Here is a 17,035-nt window from a genome sequence, read left to right on the forward strand (position 1 = left end):
GGGTGGACGGATGCTTACAGCATGACAAAGTTTATCGTGCTTGTTGCCCTTCTCACCTCCTGCGGAAAAGAAAAACCCACCTACACCACTCTCGCCGGCAAGGCGCAAGGCACCACTTTCACCATCACCTACCAAGATTCGCTTGCACGCGACTTTTCCCAACCCGTTGACAGCCTCTTCCGCCTGATGGACAAAAGTATGTCGCTGTGGGACAGCGCCTCCGTCATCAGCCGAATGAATCGCAACGAGCCGGGGGTGGTGGCCGACGAGCACTTCATCGCCGTTTTTGAAAAAGCAAGGAGCATCTCTGAAACCACCGACGGCATATTCGACGCGACAGTGGGGCCACTGGTGAAGGCTTGGGGATTCAGCATCAAAAAAGGGTTGCCACCGCCCGATTCGACGCAAGTGGACAGCCTGCGGCAACTTGTTGGTTTTCAAAAAATACGGCTCGAAAACGGCGTTTTGAAAAAAACCGACCCGCGCATGGAAATTGATTTCAACGCCATCGCGCAAGGCTACACGGTGGACGTGATGGCTGATTTTTTAGAAAAACAAGGCGTGAAAAACTACCTCGTGGAAATTGGGGGAGAAGTACGCGCTGCTGGCGTGAATGAACGCGGCAGTGTCTGGAACATCGGCATTGACAAACCCGTCGAAAATGAAAAAGGCCGGCCCTTGCAAACCACCGTCGCGCTGAGCGGAAAATCACTTGCCACCTCCGGCAGTTACCGCAAGTTCGTGGAGCGCGACGGCAAAAAATTCAGCCACGCCATAGACCCCAAAACCGGCTACCCCATCACGCACAATCTCTTGAGCGTGTCGGTCATCGCCGACGATTGCACCACTGCCGATGCGTACGCGACGGCCTTTTTGGTGCTCGGCATGGAAAAAGCGATGGAACTGGCGCAGCAACTGGGTTTGGAGGCTTACTGCATTTACGAGGATGAAAAGGGCGCGTTGCAAGTGCGAGCCACGCCGGGGTTTCAGTAACATGATACTGGCAGACCGTCTTCATTTTCGCGGAAGAGGTCGTGTCAAAAGCCCAAGAGGGACTGCATCTGTATATGGACTGCGAACAAAATTTTTTCGTCGTTCCGTATGAACAGCATCTCGCTCCCCCAGATACTGTTCCTACGGAACAACACAGAATATCCTTTGGCGCTCATTACAAAGATACAGTCCCTCCGGGACTTACGCCACAACCCCGGTTTCGGGTGCGCTTACTCTACAAAATTGATTTTCAGAGGCAAAAAATGAATCTCCAAAAAACGTTACTCACCTCGCCAACACCACCTTCCCGCTCCCCACAGGCAAACCGTTTTTCAAAATGCTGAAAAAATATAGCCCGTTTGCCAAACTGGCCTCGCTCACCCTGACCTGACCGCCCGTGACGGTCGCCTCCAGCACCAGCCTGCCCGTCAGGTCACGAAGCACGAAATCGCTCCCCTCCATGTCGAGGCCTTCGATGGACAGCACCTCCTCAGCGGAAACAGGGTTGGGGTACACCCGCAGGGCAAACGCATCAAAATGGCACACACCTCGGAGAGGTCGGTTGTATTTTGATGCGTTTGCCCTGGGAAGGACTCCCCACAAGAGGTGTTCGGCCTCACGATGAGGCGGCCGCCTCATCCTTCCCACAAGCCTCCCCGGCCTTGCGGCCACACACCCCGCACACCGCGCCTTCTTTTTGAAGCATGGGGTTGTTGGTGGCGCATGTCCCCCTGAACTCGCCTTTTTTTACAAACAAGATTCGCACGCTGAAAAGCGCAAAAGCGACGAGCACAAGGGCAATGGAGAGGAGCAAAACAGGCAGCATAAGATTCAAATTTCAGACAAAGTTACGACCGAATGTTCAAAGCCATCCGGAAGCAGAAATTTCCATTGAAAATTTGGCTCTTCACCTCGTTCGCCATACCTTAGCGAGCAGGAAGCCCTTCCTGCCAAATGGCCTTTTCACCTTTTCAAGTTTTTCTAAAATCCACCACCACTACTTATGCTCTCAGTACAGAAACTGCTCGAAGGAAAACGATTGAACATGACTTTCTCCGTCACGCCCAACCACATGGTCATTGACGCGCTCGAGTTGATGGCCGAAAAAAACATCGGCGCGGTGCTCGTGATGGAAGGCGACCGTTTGGCAGGTATTTTCTCCGAGCGCGACTATGCTCGCAAAGGCATCGTGCAGGGGCGCAAAGCGAAAAGCACCCCCGTAGCGGAAGTGATGACGGCCAACGTGTTCACGGTGTCGCCCACTATGGATATTGAAGATTGCATGCAGCTCTTTTCGGATAAAAAAATCCGACACCTGCCCGTCATGGAAAATGGCAGAGTTGTTGGTATGCTTAGCATTGGTGATATTGTGTCGGCTATTATTCGGGAACAAAAAGACCACATCACGTTCTTGGAGCAATACATCTCCGGCACCTAATCTGCTCTCCCCCCTACATTACTCCGATAGGCCTGTATCCACTCATCTTCGAACACCTGTTTCTCGAACCGTCCATCACTCATGGCCTTATTGATTGTCGCGGTGTTTATCACCGGATATGCACTGATTGCGCTCGAACACCCCCTAAAAATTGACAAAGCCGCCTCTGCCCTGCTCACGGGAGTACTTTGCTGGTTGTTGCTACTTTATGGCATCGAGGCGATGCCGGGTTTCCCCGGCATTGACCGAGCGGTATATCCCGACAACCACGCCTTTATCGAGCACAGCCTGTTTGAGCATCTGGGCGAAATCGCCGGGATTCTCTTTTTCCTGCTCGGTGCCATGACCATCGTGGAACTGGTGGACGTGCACGATGGCTTTCGCGCCATCACTGACCGCATCGCCACAACGGATAGGGTCAAACTCATTTGGATAATTTCTTGGGTTTCCTTCTTCCTTTCCGCAGGGCTTGACAACCTGACCACCTCCATCGTGATGTGTGCCCTGATTCGCCGCATCATCAAGGACAAGGAAAATATGTGGCTCATCGGCGGCTTCGTCATCATCGGCGCCAACGCGGGCGGCGCATGGTCGCCCATCGGCGATGTCACCACCATCATGCTTTGGATTGGTGGGCAAGTCACCACACTGAACATCATTCGGGAGATATTCCTGCCTTCCTCGGTGAGTCTGCTGGTGCCGCTGCTCGTCGCTTCTTATTTTCTGAAAGGAAAAGTGGAGCCGCCCGATGTTGCAGAAATAGCCAACGGCAACGGGCATGGCAACGGCAACGGACACACCACCACCCCCTTCGAGCGCAACCTGATGTTTGTGATGGGAGGCATGGCTCTGCTGTCAGTGCCAGTGTTCAAGACGATTACCGGCTTCCCGCCTTACATGGGCATCCTGCTCGCGCTGGGCGTGATGTGGTACATCACCGAGCTGCTCCATTGGCGCAAGGAACCCGATTTCCGCCGCGAATTCTCGGTGGCCGCCATGCTGCACCGCATTGACACCCCGAGCATCCTGTTCTTTCTCGGCATCCTGCTCGCGGTCGGCTCGCTCGATGCTTCCGGCCACTTGCATCTTTTGGCAGAAGAATTAGACAAAACTTTTGGGAACATCTATGTCATCAACACACTCATCGGGATGTTGTCGGCCATCGTGGACAACGTGCCGTTGGTAGCCGCCTGTATGGGCATGTACGAATTGTCGGAGTTCCCGCCCGACCATGATTTCTGGGAATTGCTGGCCTACTGTGCTGGCACGGGGGGCAGCATCCTCATCATCGGCTCGGCAGCAGGCGTGGCGGCGATGGGTGTGCTGAAGATTGACTTCTTGTGGTATTTGAGGCGTATCTCGCCGTATGCGCTGGTGGGCTATTTGAGTGGGGTATTGACCTATTATATCGAAAACGAAATCTTTCGGATGGCGGCGCAATAAGGCTTATGAGCTGCGCATGGCATTTCGCCCTCTGGCCGGGGGGGGCGAAATGCAACACGGTGTGCGAGAGTGCAAAAACCACGCACGGCAGAATCCGTCGGAGGGTTCTGACACATCCGACAAAGTTCTTTTCATTGAAAAACCCGCACATAATCCACAATCATGCTCTGCGGAAAAGCAGTGGATGCGTCGGGCGCTCCCGGCAAGTTGCCGCCAACCGCCACGTTGAAAATAAAGAAAAAGGTCTTGTTGAACGGATAAGCCGCGCCATTCAAACTGGCTGGCGTGATGGTGTGATAGACCTCGTTGTCCACCAAAAATTCGATTTTGTCGGCTTCCCAGTTCAAGGAAAACACATGAAACTCATCGTGGAAGTTGGCGTTCCCTGAAAGGTATTTAGCCTGCGTGATGTACTGGTGTTGGCTAAAATTCGCACCAAAGTGCACCGTGCCCAGCACGCGATTGGGCAGGTCGCCGGTCAGTTCCATGATGTCAATTTCGCCACAGGCAGGCCACGACACCGCGTCAATGTTGGTGCCGAGCATCCAAAGCGCCGGCCACAAGCCCTTGCCCTTTGGCAGCGCCGCCCGAATGTCAATCCGACCGAATTTGAACGCCTTTTTGCCCTTCGTAATCATTCGAGCGGAGGTGTAGTCGCTCGAGCCGAACTTTTGCTTTTTGGCGGTGATGACCAAGTGCCCGTTGAAAATCGTGGCGTTGTCTTCGCGGTAATACTGTAGCTCGTTGTTGCCCCAGCCATTGTTGCCCGTGCCTGTCTCAAAAGTCCAGAAATCAGGGTTCACGGCCGTGCCGTCGAACTCGTCCGCCCACACCAACGTGTACCCCGGGTAACTCGTCGGCGAGGTGTAGCCGCTCGTCGGGATGACCAAGCCACTCGTGTTGTCGTCGTCATCCTCGATGAAAATCCTTGCCACGTCGTTTGCCAAGCGCACATTGATGGGATTGAAAAACTTGATTTCAAAAAACTCCTTAGGTTCTTTCACCTCGTCGCCCACGATTTTGAACTCGATGGTCTTGCGCGTCTCGCCCGGCGCGAAAACGAGTTGGCCCGTCGTCAGAATTTCAAAATCTTCGGGAGAAGTCGCCGTCCCGTCCACGCCCGCGAACTTGACCACGGCGTTCGTGCGGTGCGTCCCGGAGAGCGTTATTTCCAGCGAAAAAATCTGGTCGGCATCACTTTCCTCAACGGTCATGTCAGCCACCGTAATCGTTGGCAAATCGCGCTCGGCAGGAGAGCCGTCATCATCTTTTAGGCAGCTCGAAAAGGCGAGCACCATCATTAGAAACGTGAAAATGAGTGACTTGCAAAAAAACCGAATTGTCATTTTTTAGAAATTTGAGCCGTTGCCGGCGGTTCAATTTGATATACCCTTACATAGTCCACCAACATTTTTTGCGGGAAAATGGACTCGTCCACGCCCATTTTTCCACCCCAATGGCCACCCACCGCCACATTCAGAACAAGGTGAAAAGCACGGTCGAAAGGCCAAGCATCCGTGCCTTCGCGGAGGTTGCGGAAGGTGTGGTATTTGAGGCCGTCGAAATAAAAATCAATTTTGTCGGCATCCCATTCGATGGCATATTGGTGGAAATCATCGGAGAGCGAATTAGAGAATAAGCCCCCTGTTTTTTGCGTGTTTTTCATGCCGTTGAAGCGGTCGGTGTGCACCGTGCCGAAGACGCTGTCGGGCATATACCCCACAAACTCCATGATGTCAATCTCGCCACTCCGGGGCCAGCCGCCGTAGGCCCAGTCCGTCGGCAACATCCAAATGGCTGGCCAGATGCCCTTGCCTTTCGGCAATTTTGCCCGCGCCTCGATGCGTCCGTACAACCAATCGCCCTTTTGCTTCGTGACCATGCGGGCAGAAGTGAAATCGCGGCTGCCCATTTTCTCGCGCCGCGCCTCTATGACCAGATACCCGTTTTCGACCCGCGCGTTTTCCAGTCGGTTGGCGGTGTAAAACTCGAGCTCGTTGTTGCCCCAGCCACAGAGGTTCGGGCAGCCGTCGCCCACGTCGTAGCTCCACTTCGAGGAATCAGGCAAGCCTGTGTAGTTGAACTCGTCCGACCACACAAGGCGTTTTTTGCCGCCACCCGCCGCCGTGTTTTTTCCCGAAAAACACCCCGTCGGCAGCAAGGCCAGTCCCAAAAGTGCGTAAAACGCGCACAAAAAAACTACTCTCATAAAGTCTAGGTGCAAAATTTATTGAGGAACAAATCGAAGTTCAAACCACCCTTGTGCCAACGGGGTGCCATTTTGCGCCCTTTGTCGCCCGCGCACAATCAGCTCGCTGGCGGTCAGTTTGACCACGTCCAGCACATTGTCGCAATCCCAAACACCCATGAACTGGTCGTCGGGCAGCACGATTTGGTCGCGCCCGAGAATGCCCGTTCCTTCCAGAAAAACGAACTCGCTCACGCCGGGGTCGTATGCCTGCGGTGTGTACCCGTTCCACGGATTGACCGACGCGCCATTGTTGCGGTTTTGGAAGACCAAATTTTCAAAAACAAAGCAAAAACCGTCGTCGTACTGCTCGTTTTGAAGACCGTTGGCTGGCGAAGTGTACCAAGAGAAGTCGTCGTAAGTGGGGCCTACTTTCACTGCCCCCGCGTCGCGCGAGAAAGTCCAGCATTTTCCCAACGGATTGCAATCGCCCGTCAGCATCGCCATTTTGGGCGTGCATGTAACGGGCGCATCGGTCAAAATGACGACTTTTTTGGATGCCGACGGCGAGCCGGTGCCGTCCTTTTTCGACACGAAAAGCGTGATGACGTACTCGCCTTTTTTGGCAAACAGCACGGTATCCACCGCCCGCGCCGATGTTTTGGGCGAGCCGCCGGGAAAGTCCCAGAGCCGCTGAAAGTTCCCCTCGGAAAGGTCTTTCACCACTACCCGATTGGAATCGCCGACGAGCATCTCGACGCTGAAATCGGGTGCGGCGGGCGCGGGTGGCAATTGAAATTCGTCGTCGCGGTCGGGTGCGCAGCTGAGCACCGCAAGCACGAGCACAACTATAGAAAAGAGTGTTTTTTTCATCATTTTTAAAAAGTAAAGTAAAAACATAGGTAAAGGGTAGGAGGTGGAGGGCTGATTTCATTTCCAGTCAATTTTCTGGGGTGCTGCCCCTCGTTCACCTCATAGCCACCGCGCAGCCCCCTACTTTCTGCCCTCTACCTAAGATTTTACGAGTTGAAATCAATATCCGGGATTTTGGGTCAATGCTCCGCCCGTCGCCAAAATCTGCGACTGGGGAATGGGGAAAAGTTCGTGCGTGCCTGCTCTGAATCCAAGACCGCCAAGCACCTGCGCGGCCCGTCCGGTGCGCACGAGGTCGAAGAAACGATGCGCTTCCAAGCCCAATTCGATGCGCCGCTCGCGGTAGATGGCATTGAGCAAATCCGCCCCCGAAGCCCCGATGGATGGGATGCCGACCCGCGTCCGCACTTGATTGAGCGAGGCGCGCGCGGCCGGCTCATCGCCTGTTTGGAAAGCGGCTTCGGCGTGCATCAGCAGCACATCGGCGTAGCGAATGACGCGGTCGTTGGAGCCTCCGTTCGGGTTGGGGTCGCCAAAAGGCGCGTCCTCGCTTTTGTTGCTGAAGTATTTTTTCGGGTAGTAGATATGCGGCATATCGCCTGTGGCGGCGAGCGTGAAAATGCCCCGGTCGCCCATCGGCTCGCCGACGCGAAAAACGGTGGATTTCAGTCGCGGGTCTTCAAAGCCTTCCTTAAAAAACTCGTCCACAAAATCCTGCGTCGGGATGTTGAAGCCAAAGCCCGCAAATTGGCCGCGCGCGCGCTGGAAGACGTTGGTGAAAGTGCCCTCGTTCGCGTTGTTTTTGCCCCAGTTGCCCCCCGAAGCGTTCATGTATTGGATTTCAAAGACTGATTCGGCGTTGTTTTCACCGTCGAGCGTGAAAATATCGGCATAGTTCTGCGTGAGTTGATACTCGTTCGAGGCGATGATTTCGGCGGTGATGGTTTTGGCCTCCGCCCATTTTTTGCGCCAGAGGTAGGTTTTTGCCAGCAATGCCTGTGCCGCGCCCTTTGTGATGCGCCCCAAATCCGCCGCCGGGTATTCGCTGCGCTTCCACAGGTCTGCGCTGGCCTCGGTCAGGTCTTTTTCAATCAAATTCCAGATGTCGTCTGCCGATGCGCGAGGCATATTGTACTCCGACGGTGCCAGCACGTGGTCAACCAACGGTACTCCGCCAAACATGACGACGAGATTGTAAAAATTCCAGGCTCGTATGAACTTGGCCTCCCCCAGAATCCGCGCTTTCAACTTCCTATCCATCTCGATGGCGGGCACTTTTTCCAACACCACGTTGGCGCGATAGATGCCCTCGAAATTCGCGCCCCACTCGGACTCGAGCAAGTCGGTATTGGTGGGGCCTTTAAACGTTTCGAGCTGCAGCAGCGCGTTCACGTCGTTGTCGCCGGAGCCGCCTTTGATGGCATCGTCGGACATGATGTCGCCCCAAAACCAACGAAAATGACCAGCGGGCGACAGCTCGAATTGCATAGTCGCGTAGGCGGCATTGACCGCGGCAATGGCATCGGCTTCGGTGCGGTAGAAATTTTCTTCCGTCACCCCGACGATGGGTTTTTTCTCTAAAAACTCCTTTTGGCAAGCCGTGAAAGCAAGGGCAAGCAGCAAAAGCGTGGCTATTTTTTTCATTGTAAAATCTTTTTCTTTTCGTCCAACGATTTAATCTAAAAAGTCAAACTCACGCCTCCCAAAACCGTCCGGGCTTGGGGGTAAAAGCCCCGGTCAATGCCGAGTTCCAAGCTTCCGCCGACGGCTCCTATTTCGGGGTCAAGGCCGGAGTACTTCGTGAAAGTCAGGAGGTTTTGGCCAGTGAAGTAAATTTTCATTTTTTCCAAACGCGCCTTTTTCAGCCAGTTTTTGGGCAGGTTGTAGCCTATTTGAAGCGTTTTCAAGCGGAGATACGAACCATCCTCGACGAATCGGTCGCTCACGCGGGCGTTTTGGTTGGGGTCGTTCAGGCTGACACGCGGCTCTGTGTTCGAGGTGCCCTCGCCCGTCCAGCGGTTGAGCGCGGATGCAGGGCGATTGACATAACTGAAATCGAAGCGGGTGGTGTTCACAAAAATGTCGTTGCCTTGTGTGCCTTGAAAAAACAGGTTGATTTCAAATCCGCGCCACTCGAAGTCAGCGGTGAGGCCGTACGCAAAACGCGGCATGGGATTGCCGATGTAGGTGCGGTCGTTTTCATCAATCACGCCATTGCCGTCCAAATCCTTGAAGCGAATGTCGCCGGGTACGGTCTCGTTGCTCTGGAAAGCAGCGGCTTCTATTTCCTGTTGGTTTTGAAAAATGCCGTCGGTGACGTAGCCAAAAAAGGAGGCGAGCGGGTGTCCCACGTCGGTTTTTGAGGCGTTGGCGTTGGCGAATTGGACGTAGCCCGAAAGGACTGGCTCGCCGCCGCGCCCCAGCCCGGTGACCTCGCTTTGCACGAAGGCGATGTTGCCGCCGAACGAATACTTCAACGGGCGGTCAAAATTTCGATAGTTCAGCGACATCTCCAGGCCTCTGTTTTCTGCCGTAGCCACGTTCTGGATGGGCGGCGCGGTGCCTGCCACGAGCGGAATCGGCGCGGCATAGAGCATATCGGAAGTCTTTTTCACATACACATCGGTCGTGAACTGCACGCGCCCGTCGAGCAGCTCGGCATCCAAGCCGATATTCGTCTGCGTGCTGGTTTCCCATTTCAGGTCGGGGTTGGCAGAGGTGAGGGCGACGGCGCCGTTGGTGATGATTTCGTTGGGGCCGAAGGTGTAGTTCTGCCCGTTGTTGATGACGGTGGTGAATGAGTAGTCGCCGATGCGGTCGTTGCCGTTTTGCCCCCAGCTTGCCCGGACTTTGAAAAAATTGACCCATCCGATGTTCCAAAACTCCTCGTGGCTGGCAATCCAGCCCGCAGAGAAGGAGGGGAAATAACCGAATCGGTTGTTTCGTCCAAAACGCGAGGAGCCGTCGGCGCGGAAAGTGGCGGAGAACAGATAGGTCTTGCTCAACTCGTAGTTTGCCTTTGCGAACCACGACAACAACGACGATTCGGTGGCCCACTGATAGGCGCTTTGCGAGGTGATGGGGTCAATGGTGTTCGAGATGTAGGCATCTTTGGGGTCGTTGGAGGGCAGGTTGGTGTTGGCGCCTCCGTTTGCGTCGTAGCGATTGTGGAGCGCGGTGGTACCTGCTATGAGGGTCAGGTCGTGTTTGTCGCCGATGTTTTTTTGGTAAGTCAGCACGTTTTCGGCCTGCCAGTTGCGCCAGTTGTTGTTGCCGATATTGACCGAGTTGACGAGCGATTTTTCCGCCACGGGGGCTTCGCTGAGGCTTGGCACGTTGCTCAAATCATATTTTGGGAAAAAAATCCGCTGCAACGCAAACGTCGCGTCGAGGCTGAATGTCGAGCGGAACGTCAGCCCCTTGGCCAATTTCAGCTCGCCAAAAACGCTGCCGACAAAGCGGTTGCTGCGCCAAGTGTTGTGTGTTTGCTCGATGGCGTTCACTGGGTTGGCGATGTCGGTGCTGGTGTAATTGGAGTAGGCAAAAGTGCCGTCTGCCTTTCGCACGGGCGTGATGGGGTCCATGTTGAGGGCGCGAATGACGGGCGAGTTGAACTGGCTGTTTTCGATTAAGCCGTTGCGCTCGAGCCAAGTGAAGCCGAGGTTGTTGCCGATGGTCAGCCATTTTTTCAAATCGTGCGTGCCGTTGAACCGAACGGTGGCGCGTTGAAAGTTGGCCTTGGGCCCGCCCACGATGCCGTCTTGGGAAAAATAATTGCCCGAAATCGTGTAAGCCGAGCGCTCGCCGCCGCCCGAAAAAGTGATTTGGTGGCTGGCAATGGGGGCATTTTGGAAAATGGCTTCTTGCCAATCGGTGCCTTCGCCCAAAAATTCGGGATGGGCAAATTCGGGCAACGGCGTACGCCCGGCGGCGATATACGCCTCGTTTTGTAGGGTGGCATACTCTCGTGCATTGAGCAACTCCACGAATCGCGCCGCCCGCTGGATGCCGTAGTAGGCTTCGTAACTGATTTTCCCGTCTTGGTTGCGTCGGCCACCTTTGGTGGTGATGAGCACCACGCCGTTTGCGCCGCGCGAGCCGTAGATGGCTGCCGAGGCTGCGTCTTTGAGCACGTTGATGGTCTCGATGTCGTTCGGGTTGAGAAAGTCCAGCCCATCCACCGGGATGCCGTCCACGATGTAGAGGGGGTCAGCGTTGTTGATGGTGCCCACGCCGCGCACGCGCACCGTGAGCGGGCTGCCCGGCGAGCCGGAATTTTGAGCCACTTGCACGCCTGCCGTGCGGCCTTGCAGGGCTTGTTCGACGCGCAAGATGGGTCGTTCGGCGATTTCCGCTGCTGAAATGGAGGAAACCGCGCCGCTGATGCTCGACCGCTTTTGCGAGCCGTAGCCCGTGACGACGACCTCGTTGATTTGCGTGGCGCTTTCCGCCAGTCGGATGTCGAGGGTGCTGCGCCCCCCCACCTCCATTTCTTGGGTCAAAAAACCTGTGTAGGATGCCACCAAAACGGTGTATCCGGGGGGCATTTCGAGGGAATAATAGCCGTCCAAGTCGGTCGTCGCGCCCACGGTAGTGCCTTTTACCGCCACCGTTGCGCCTACTGCCGCCTCACCGGTCGGGTCGAGCGTGATGCGCCCGCTGATGCGGGTTTGCGCGGCTGTGGCAAGCGCGATTTTCAAAAATAGGAATGTAAATAAAAGACGCATGGGTTTTGCTTTTGAAACGGGAGGGTTGTTTTGAGGATGCCTCACAAGTGATATTTGTTGACAGGATTGACAAAATTTACAGGATTAGCACTTTTTTTTGGAAAAAAACCTGTAAATCTTGTCAATGCTGTCGAAATTTGAACTTGTGAGACCTCCTCAAACCATTAGTCAACTTATCTCGCCAACTTGCGGGTAAAAAACCGCTCGCCAGCGCGAACCGTCACGAAGTAGATGCCGGGTTGAAAATCACTGGTATGCAGTTCGAATTGCGGCACGCCACCCGACAAATGCCATTGACCGAGGACTTGCCCGATAGTGTTGGTCAGCATGATGCTTTTGTCTTCAAAGATGGAATTGCCAAACTGCAGGACCGTTGTGCCAGCGTTGGACGGATTGCCCAAGAGGGTGAAAATCTGGGCATCCTGCACCAAGTTTTTCACTGAAGAAATACATTCCGCGTTTGTGAAACAGGCCCCAAAACAGGTCGCTACGGTCACGTTGGAGTTGGTTGCTGGCAAGAAGCGGTCGTTGAAATTCGCGGGGTTGCCGCAGGGCAAGCCCTCCAAATTTTCCTTGCAGCTGTAGTCTGGGCAGGGGCCGTTGGCGAAGGTGTAATAGGACGAGAATCCCTGTTTGCGCGGCACCACGATTTCGAAGATGCCGTCGCCGTCGGTGTCGCTCATTTTGTATTTGCCGCCCGGCACGTCGAAGTTTCCGCCCCCGGCCAACCAAACCCCGTCGGGGTTGGGCGCGATGCCGTTCATGCCGAGTTTGAACGTGATTTTCACCTCTTCGCCGCAGGCATAGCAGGAATTGAAACAGAATCGCGGCACGTCCGTGTCGGCACTTACGGGCAAAAAGCGATTGACAAACTGACCGGAGGGGTCGGTTTTGGTGCACTCTTCAAAGCCGCCGAACTGCTCTTGCACCGCCCAGTTGTCGAGCGTCACCTTGTACTCGTATAGGCCATTCGGCACGGAGATGCTGCCCTCCCAGATGCCGTCCAAATCAGGGTCGGAGAGCGGGTTGGCATCGCCCGACCAATTGTTGAAATTGCCGGAGATGTACACTTGGTCAAAATTGGCCGTGTAGCTGTTCATGTCCACTTTAAAATTGACGGTGCGGACTTGCGGCGCGCCGCCACTTTTGACCACCACATCGTCGAGGTACGAAACGACATCTGTGCCCGTGCCCGGGGTGCCGAAGTCGAAAAACAGCACGACGCGGGTGTATATCCCCGAAGCGGCCTCGAACGGTGGCTCTATGGAAGGCACGCTGGCATCGAAGCAGAGTTCCTCCCATTCGTTGACCTTGGTGTTCGGGACTTGGGTAATCCAGTTTGGCTTGCCGGAGGTGGAGCCTTCGAGTTTGAGCGCGAGGTTGCCGATGTGGTCGAGATGTACCTTTATGCAGACTTTTGCGCCTCCCGAAACGTCAACAGGCGTGGTAGGGTCGGGGTTGGAGAATGCGCCAGCCCACACTTCGGCCACTGCTGGCTTGACGTATTTGAGCACGTTCGCGCTAGTGTTGAGGCCTGTCGGGTTGGGATTGGCTATGGTTTCGGTAAGCGTGCCGTCGAGTGTGGAGCCAAAGTACTGAAAGGTCGTGCCCGTCGCAGGGGTCTCAAAATCTAAAATAGTGGTGGTGACGGTGGCATTGGGCAAAGCGACGATGTCGTCAAAATAAGAAACCACGTCGCTGCCTGTGCCGCTTGCGCCGAAGTCGAAAAACAGCACCACGCGGGTGTAAACAAACCCGCTTGCCGAGGCGAAAGGCGGCTCTATTGAAGGTTGGCTGGCATCAAAAACGAGTTCTTCCCACTCGTTGATTTTGGTGTTCTGCACGGTGGTCACCCAATTCGCGCCGCCATTGGTGGAGTTTTCCAGCTTCAGTGTGAGGTTGCCGATGCGGTCTCGATGGACTTTCACCGCGATTCTACCGTTGGCGGCCAAGTCCACTGCCACCGTTGGGTCGGGGTTGGAGAAACACCCTGCCCATACTTCTGCAACGGCTGGTTTGACGTATCGCCCCACCATGCTGCTGGTGTTGCTCCCTGTTGGGTTGGGGTTGGCAATCACTTCGTTGAACGTGCCATCGAGCGTGGAGCCAAAATATTGGAAAACCGTGCTCGTGGCAGCAGCTTCAAAGTCCAGAATGGTGGTCTGCGCCCGCGAAACGACTACGGCAAGCACCAAGCATTGGAAAAGGAGTAGCAACTTCTTCATACGAATTCAATTTTGAAATTTTTAGAACAAAATTTTGGGAAACGGCTTCATCGGCGAGCAAAAGTGGGGACATTGTCACTCCTTATAGTAATTTTATACCACAACTCAACTACTCAAAACACTCATCGGCACTACGACAAAACCACACACGCCCGCAAAAAACTGCCCACATCGCGTCGTATCTTCGCCCCGAGTCACAAGTCCGTTTATTGTTGATGATAGAACCGCGTCATATCCGTGTCCACTTGGTGTGCTGGGCGCTTGTCCTCCATGTCGGGCAAGCATCTGTGGCGCAGGAGAGCAACTTGGGCATCCCTCCCGTTCGGAATTTTTCCAAAAAAATATATCAAGCAGGCACGCAAAATTGGGACGCGGCGCAGGATGCTCGGGGCGTGTTGTTTTTTGCGAACAACGAAGGCCTGCTCCAATTCGATGGCAGTCATTGGGCCTGCCATCCCGTCGCCAACAAAACCGTCGTGCGCTCTGTGGCGATTGACCCGGAAGGGCGGATTTTCGTCGGGGCGCAGAGCGAACTGGGATACTTTTTCCCAGCTGCCAATGGGCAACTGCGCTACCATTCTCTCGTGGCGCTGTTGCCGCCCGATAAGCGAAACTTTGAAGATGTGTGGGACATCGCGGTGGTGGGCAAGGCCGTTTTTTTCCGGACCCAACGCGCCGTGTTCCAACTTTTGGACAACAGAATAAGTACCCATGAGCCGGGTGGCGACTTGACGGCCATGTTTGCCACGCCACGCGGCTTGCTCGTCCAGAAAGACCTTTCCGAGATTTTTCTTTTTGAAAACGCTCGCTTTCGCCCGCTTTTTCAAGTCCCGGAATTGGCCAGCGAACTGACCGGGATGATGCGCTGGCAAGGCGACACCTTGCTATTCAGTTCTTTGAAAAACGGGTTGTTCCATTTTTCGGGCAATCAATTCGCTCGCTGGCGCACCGCTCACGACGCGCTTTTTCAGGAAAAAAGAATCTACACCTCGACCACGCTTCCCGACGGCCACCTCGCATTGGGCACCTCGCTCGACGGCTTCGTCGAAATTGACCTCGAACGCCGAATTTTTAGACATCTGAACAAAAAAAATGGGCTTCAGAACAACAATGTCCTGCACACTTTCGCCGACCGCGCGGGCAATTTGTGGCTCGGCCTCGACAATGGCATTGACTGCGCCCTGCTGCACTCCCCGTTCACGAGCGTCATCCCGGATGCCGACTTGCAAGGCACGGGCTATGCCGCCGCCGTTTTTGATGGGCAACTTTTTCTGGGCGTTTCTAACGGCGTCTATCGGACCCCTTGGCGCAGCTACTTCGACCCTGAAAAAAGGCCTTATTACGAAAAAATCAGCTCGACGGATGGGCAGGTTTGGACCTTGCACGCGGCAGGCGACGCGCTTTTGCTCGGCCACCACGAAGGTAGTTTTCGACTTGCCGGGCAAGTGTGCAGCAGGATTTCGAGCGAACCGGGAGCGTGGACTTTTGTGCGATTGACCGACGATTACTTGCTTGGCGGCAACTATGCGGGTCTGGTTTTGTATCGAAAATCGGGAAAAAACTGGGTTTTCGACCAAAAACTCAACGGGCTGAATGAGTCGTGCCGATTCATGGTCAGGGATGCCGATGGCTCGATTTGGATAGCCCATCCGTACCGGGGGCTTTTCCGCGTCGAGTGGTCGGCTGAGCGAAAAAGCGAGCTTCGAGTGCAGTTTTTCAACGCTCAAAACGGCTTGCCCTCCGACCTCAACAACCTGGTTTTCTCGCTCGCGGGAAAGGCCGTTTTCGCCACAGAAAAAGGTGTTTTTCGCTTTGACAAACAGCTTGGGGCGTTCGTGCCCGACGAGGATTTTGAGCGGCTTTTGGGCAAGGAGAACCCTGTGAAATATCTGCGCGAGGACGCGGAGGGGCGTATATGGTTTGTGGCCGGAAAAGAGGTGGGCGTGCTGACGGTGGATGATTTCGGGTTAAAAAAAGAGATTCGCCAACAGGTTTTTCCCGAACTAACTGGGAAGTTGGTGGCGGGTTTCGAGTTCGTCTTTCCGTTAGACGAAGCCAATGTTTTTTTCGGCGCGGAGCAGGGCTTCATCCATTTCAACGCAGCGCAGCGCAGCCGTTTCGACACCGTTTTGCAAGTGGTTTTAGGGCAGGTGGTGGCGAGCGGAGCGACGCGGGATTCGGTGCTTTTTGGGGGCTGGTTTGTCGAAAATGGACTTTTGGCCGACGAGCAAGGCCGAGCCAATTTGCCCATCTTGGAGGCAGACATGAATACGCTCCGCTTCGCTTTTTCGGCGACCTATTTCGACGACCCGGCCTTGTTGCAATATCGTTTCAGGATGGATGGGCTGGGCGGCGGATGGTCGGAATGGTCGAGCGAAAACACGCAAAATTTTATGCATCTCCGCCCGGGCACATACCGCTTCGAGGTGCAGGCGCGGCAAAAAAACGGGCGTGAAAGCGGGGTGTTGGCGTTTGCTTTTCGCATCCGCCCGCCGTGGTATGCCAGCACCGCCGCTCTCACTGCGTACGCGCTGTGTTTTTTGGGTTTTTTTGCGGGCTTTTTGATTCGTCAGCGGCGCAAGTTCGAGCGCGAAAAGGAGAGCCTGACTGTGCAGCACCAGCAGATTACCGCAGAACAGCAGCGCAGGGTGGAGGAATCAAAAGCGGCGCTGACCGATGTGTTGAAGGAAAAGTTGGAGGCGGAAATCCAATTCAAAAACAAGGAGTTGGCGACCGCAACCATGCACTTGGTGCAAAAGGGCGAGATTTTGCAAACGATTCAGGAGAACCTGAATCATATCTTGGAAAAATCAACCAACCCGGCGGTCAAAAAAGAGATTCAGCAATTGCTCAACCTACTGAATTTCGATGCCAAATTGGACGAGGACTGGGAACAGTTCGCCGTCCATTTCGACCAAGTACACGTTGATTTCCTGAAGCGGCTGCGCGACCGCTACCCGCAATTAAGCCCTACGGACTGCAAACTTTGCGCCTACCTGCGCATGAATCTGACGACCAAGGAAATCGCGCCGCTGATGAACGTGTCGGTGCGCGGTGTGGAGGCGAGCCGCTATCGGCTGCGAAAAAAATTGGGATTGCCGAACGACGCGAATCTGACGGAGGTGATTGCCAGATTGTAGCCCATTTG

Annotated in this window: 12 protein-coding genes; 4 read left to right on the top strand and 8 right to left on the bottom strand. The window is 54.8% G+C overall.

Annotated elements, in window-relative coordinates; all coding sequences use genetic code 11:
* Positions 1-21 precede the first annotated feature (21 nt).
* Positions 22-993 (top strand): FAD:protein FMN transferase, encoded by a 972-nt coding sequence (locus KIS77_14685; GenBank protein ID MCW5923588.1) that lies wholly within the window; start codon positions 22-24, stop codon positions 991-993.
* A gap of 285 nt (positions 994-1,278) precedes the next feature.
* Here the strand turns inward: KIS77_14685 and KIS77_14690 are convergent, their stop codons facing one another.
* Both KIS77_14690 and KIS77_14695 read right to left on the bottom strand, forming a co-directional pair.
* Positions 1,279-1,539 carry a T9SS type A sorting domain-containing protein gene (locus tag KIS77_14690; protein MCW5923589.1) on the bottom strand — a complete coding sequence of 87 codons (261 nt, stop codon included), beginning with the start codon at positions 1,537-1,539 and terminating at the stop codon, positions 1,279-1,281.
* Positions 1,540-1,609: 70 nt separating this feature from the next.
* Complete coding sequence (locus KIS77_14695; GenBank protein ID MCW5923590.1) at positions 1,610-1,819, bottom strand: hypothetical protein; 210 nt, start codon at positions 1,817-1,819, stop codon at positions 1,610-1,612.
* A gap of 177 nt (positions 1,820-1,996) precedes the next feature.
* On the opposite strand from KIS77_14695, the gene KIS77_14700 reads away from it, so the two are divergent.
* Positions 1,997-2,431: a CBS domain-containing protein gene (locus tag KIS77_14700; protein MCW5923591.1), complete on the top strand. Its 435-nt coding sequence runs from the start codon at positions 1,997-1,999 to the stop codon at positions 2,429-2,431.
* Positions 2,432-2,512: 81 nt separating this feature from the next.
* Entirely contained in the window at positions 2,513-3,874 is a 1,362-nt protein-coding gene (gene nhaD, locus KIS77_14705) for a sodium:proton antiporter NhaD (protein ID MCW5923592.1), read from the top strand.
* A 131-nt stretch (positions 3,875-4,005) separates the two neighbouring features.
* On the opposite strand, the gene KIS77_14710 is transcribed toward nhaD, so the two are convergent.
* The 6 genes from KIS77_14710 to KIS77_14735 form a co-directional block, all read right to left on the bottom strand.
* Positions 4,006-5,220: a family 16 glycosylhydrolase gene (locus KIS77_14710; protein MCW5923593.1), complete on the bottom strand. Its 1,215-nt coding sequence runs from the start codon at positions 5,218-5,220 to the stop codon at positions 4,006-4,008.
* Positions 5,217-6,083, bottom strand: coding sequence for a glycoside hydrolase family 16 protein (locus KIS77_14715; GenBank protein MCW5923594.1), 867 nt, complete (start codon positions 6,081-6,083; stop codon positions 5,217-5,219). Before KIS77_14715 ends, KIS77_14710 begins: the two co-directional genes overlap by 4 nt.
* Before the next feature lie 18 nt (positions 6,084-6,101).
* Positions 6,102-6,938: a hypothetical protein gene (locus tag KIS77_14720; protein ID MCW5923595.1), complete on the bottom strand. Its 837-nt coding sequence runs from the start codon at positions 6,936-6,938 to the stop codon at positions 6,102-6,104.
* Positions 6,939-7,094: 156 nt separating this feature from the next.
* The gene (locus KIS77_14725) at positions 7,095-8,579 is read right to left on the bottom strand and encodes a RagB/SusD family nutrient uptake outer membrane protein (GenBank protein ID MCW5923596.1); all 1,485 of its coding nucleotides are present in this window, start codon (positions 8,577-8,579) and stop codon (positions 7,095-7,097) included.
* 35 nt (positions 8,580-8,614) lie between these two features.
* Positions 8,615-11,662 carry a TonB-dependent receptor gene (locus tag KIS77_14730; protein ID MCW5923597.1) on the bottom strand — a complete coding sequence of 1,016 codons (3,048 nt, stop codon included), beginning with the start codon at positions 11,660-11,662 and terminating at the stop codon, positions 8,615-8,617.
* Positions 11,663-11,835: 173 nt separating this feature from the next.
* Complete coding sequence (locus tag KIS77_14735) at positions 11,836-13,887, bottom strand: T9SS type A sorting domain-containing protein (GenBank protein ID MCW5923598.1); 2,052 nt, start codon at positions 13,885-13,887, stop codon at positions 11,836-11,838.
* A 215-nt stretch (positions 13,888-14,102) separates the two neighbouring features.
* On the opposite strand from KIS77_14735, the gene KIS77_14740 reads away from it, so the two are divergent.
* On the top strand, positions 14,103-17,027 hold the full coding sequence (locus KIS77_14740; protein ID MCW5923599.1) for a hypothetical protein: 2,925 nt from the start codon (positions 14,103-14,105) through the stop codon (positions 17,025-17,027).
* Positions 17,028-17,035: the final 8 nt, after the last annotated feature.

Source organism: Saprospiraceae bacterium, from assembly GCA_026129545.1.
Taxonomy (GTDB): Bacteria; Bacteroidota; Bacteroidia; order Chitinophagales; family Saprospiraceae; genus M3007.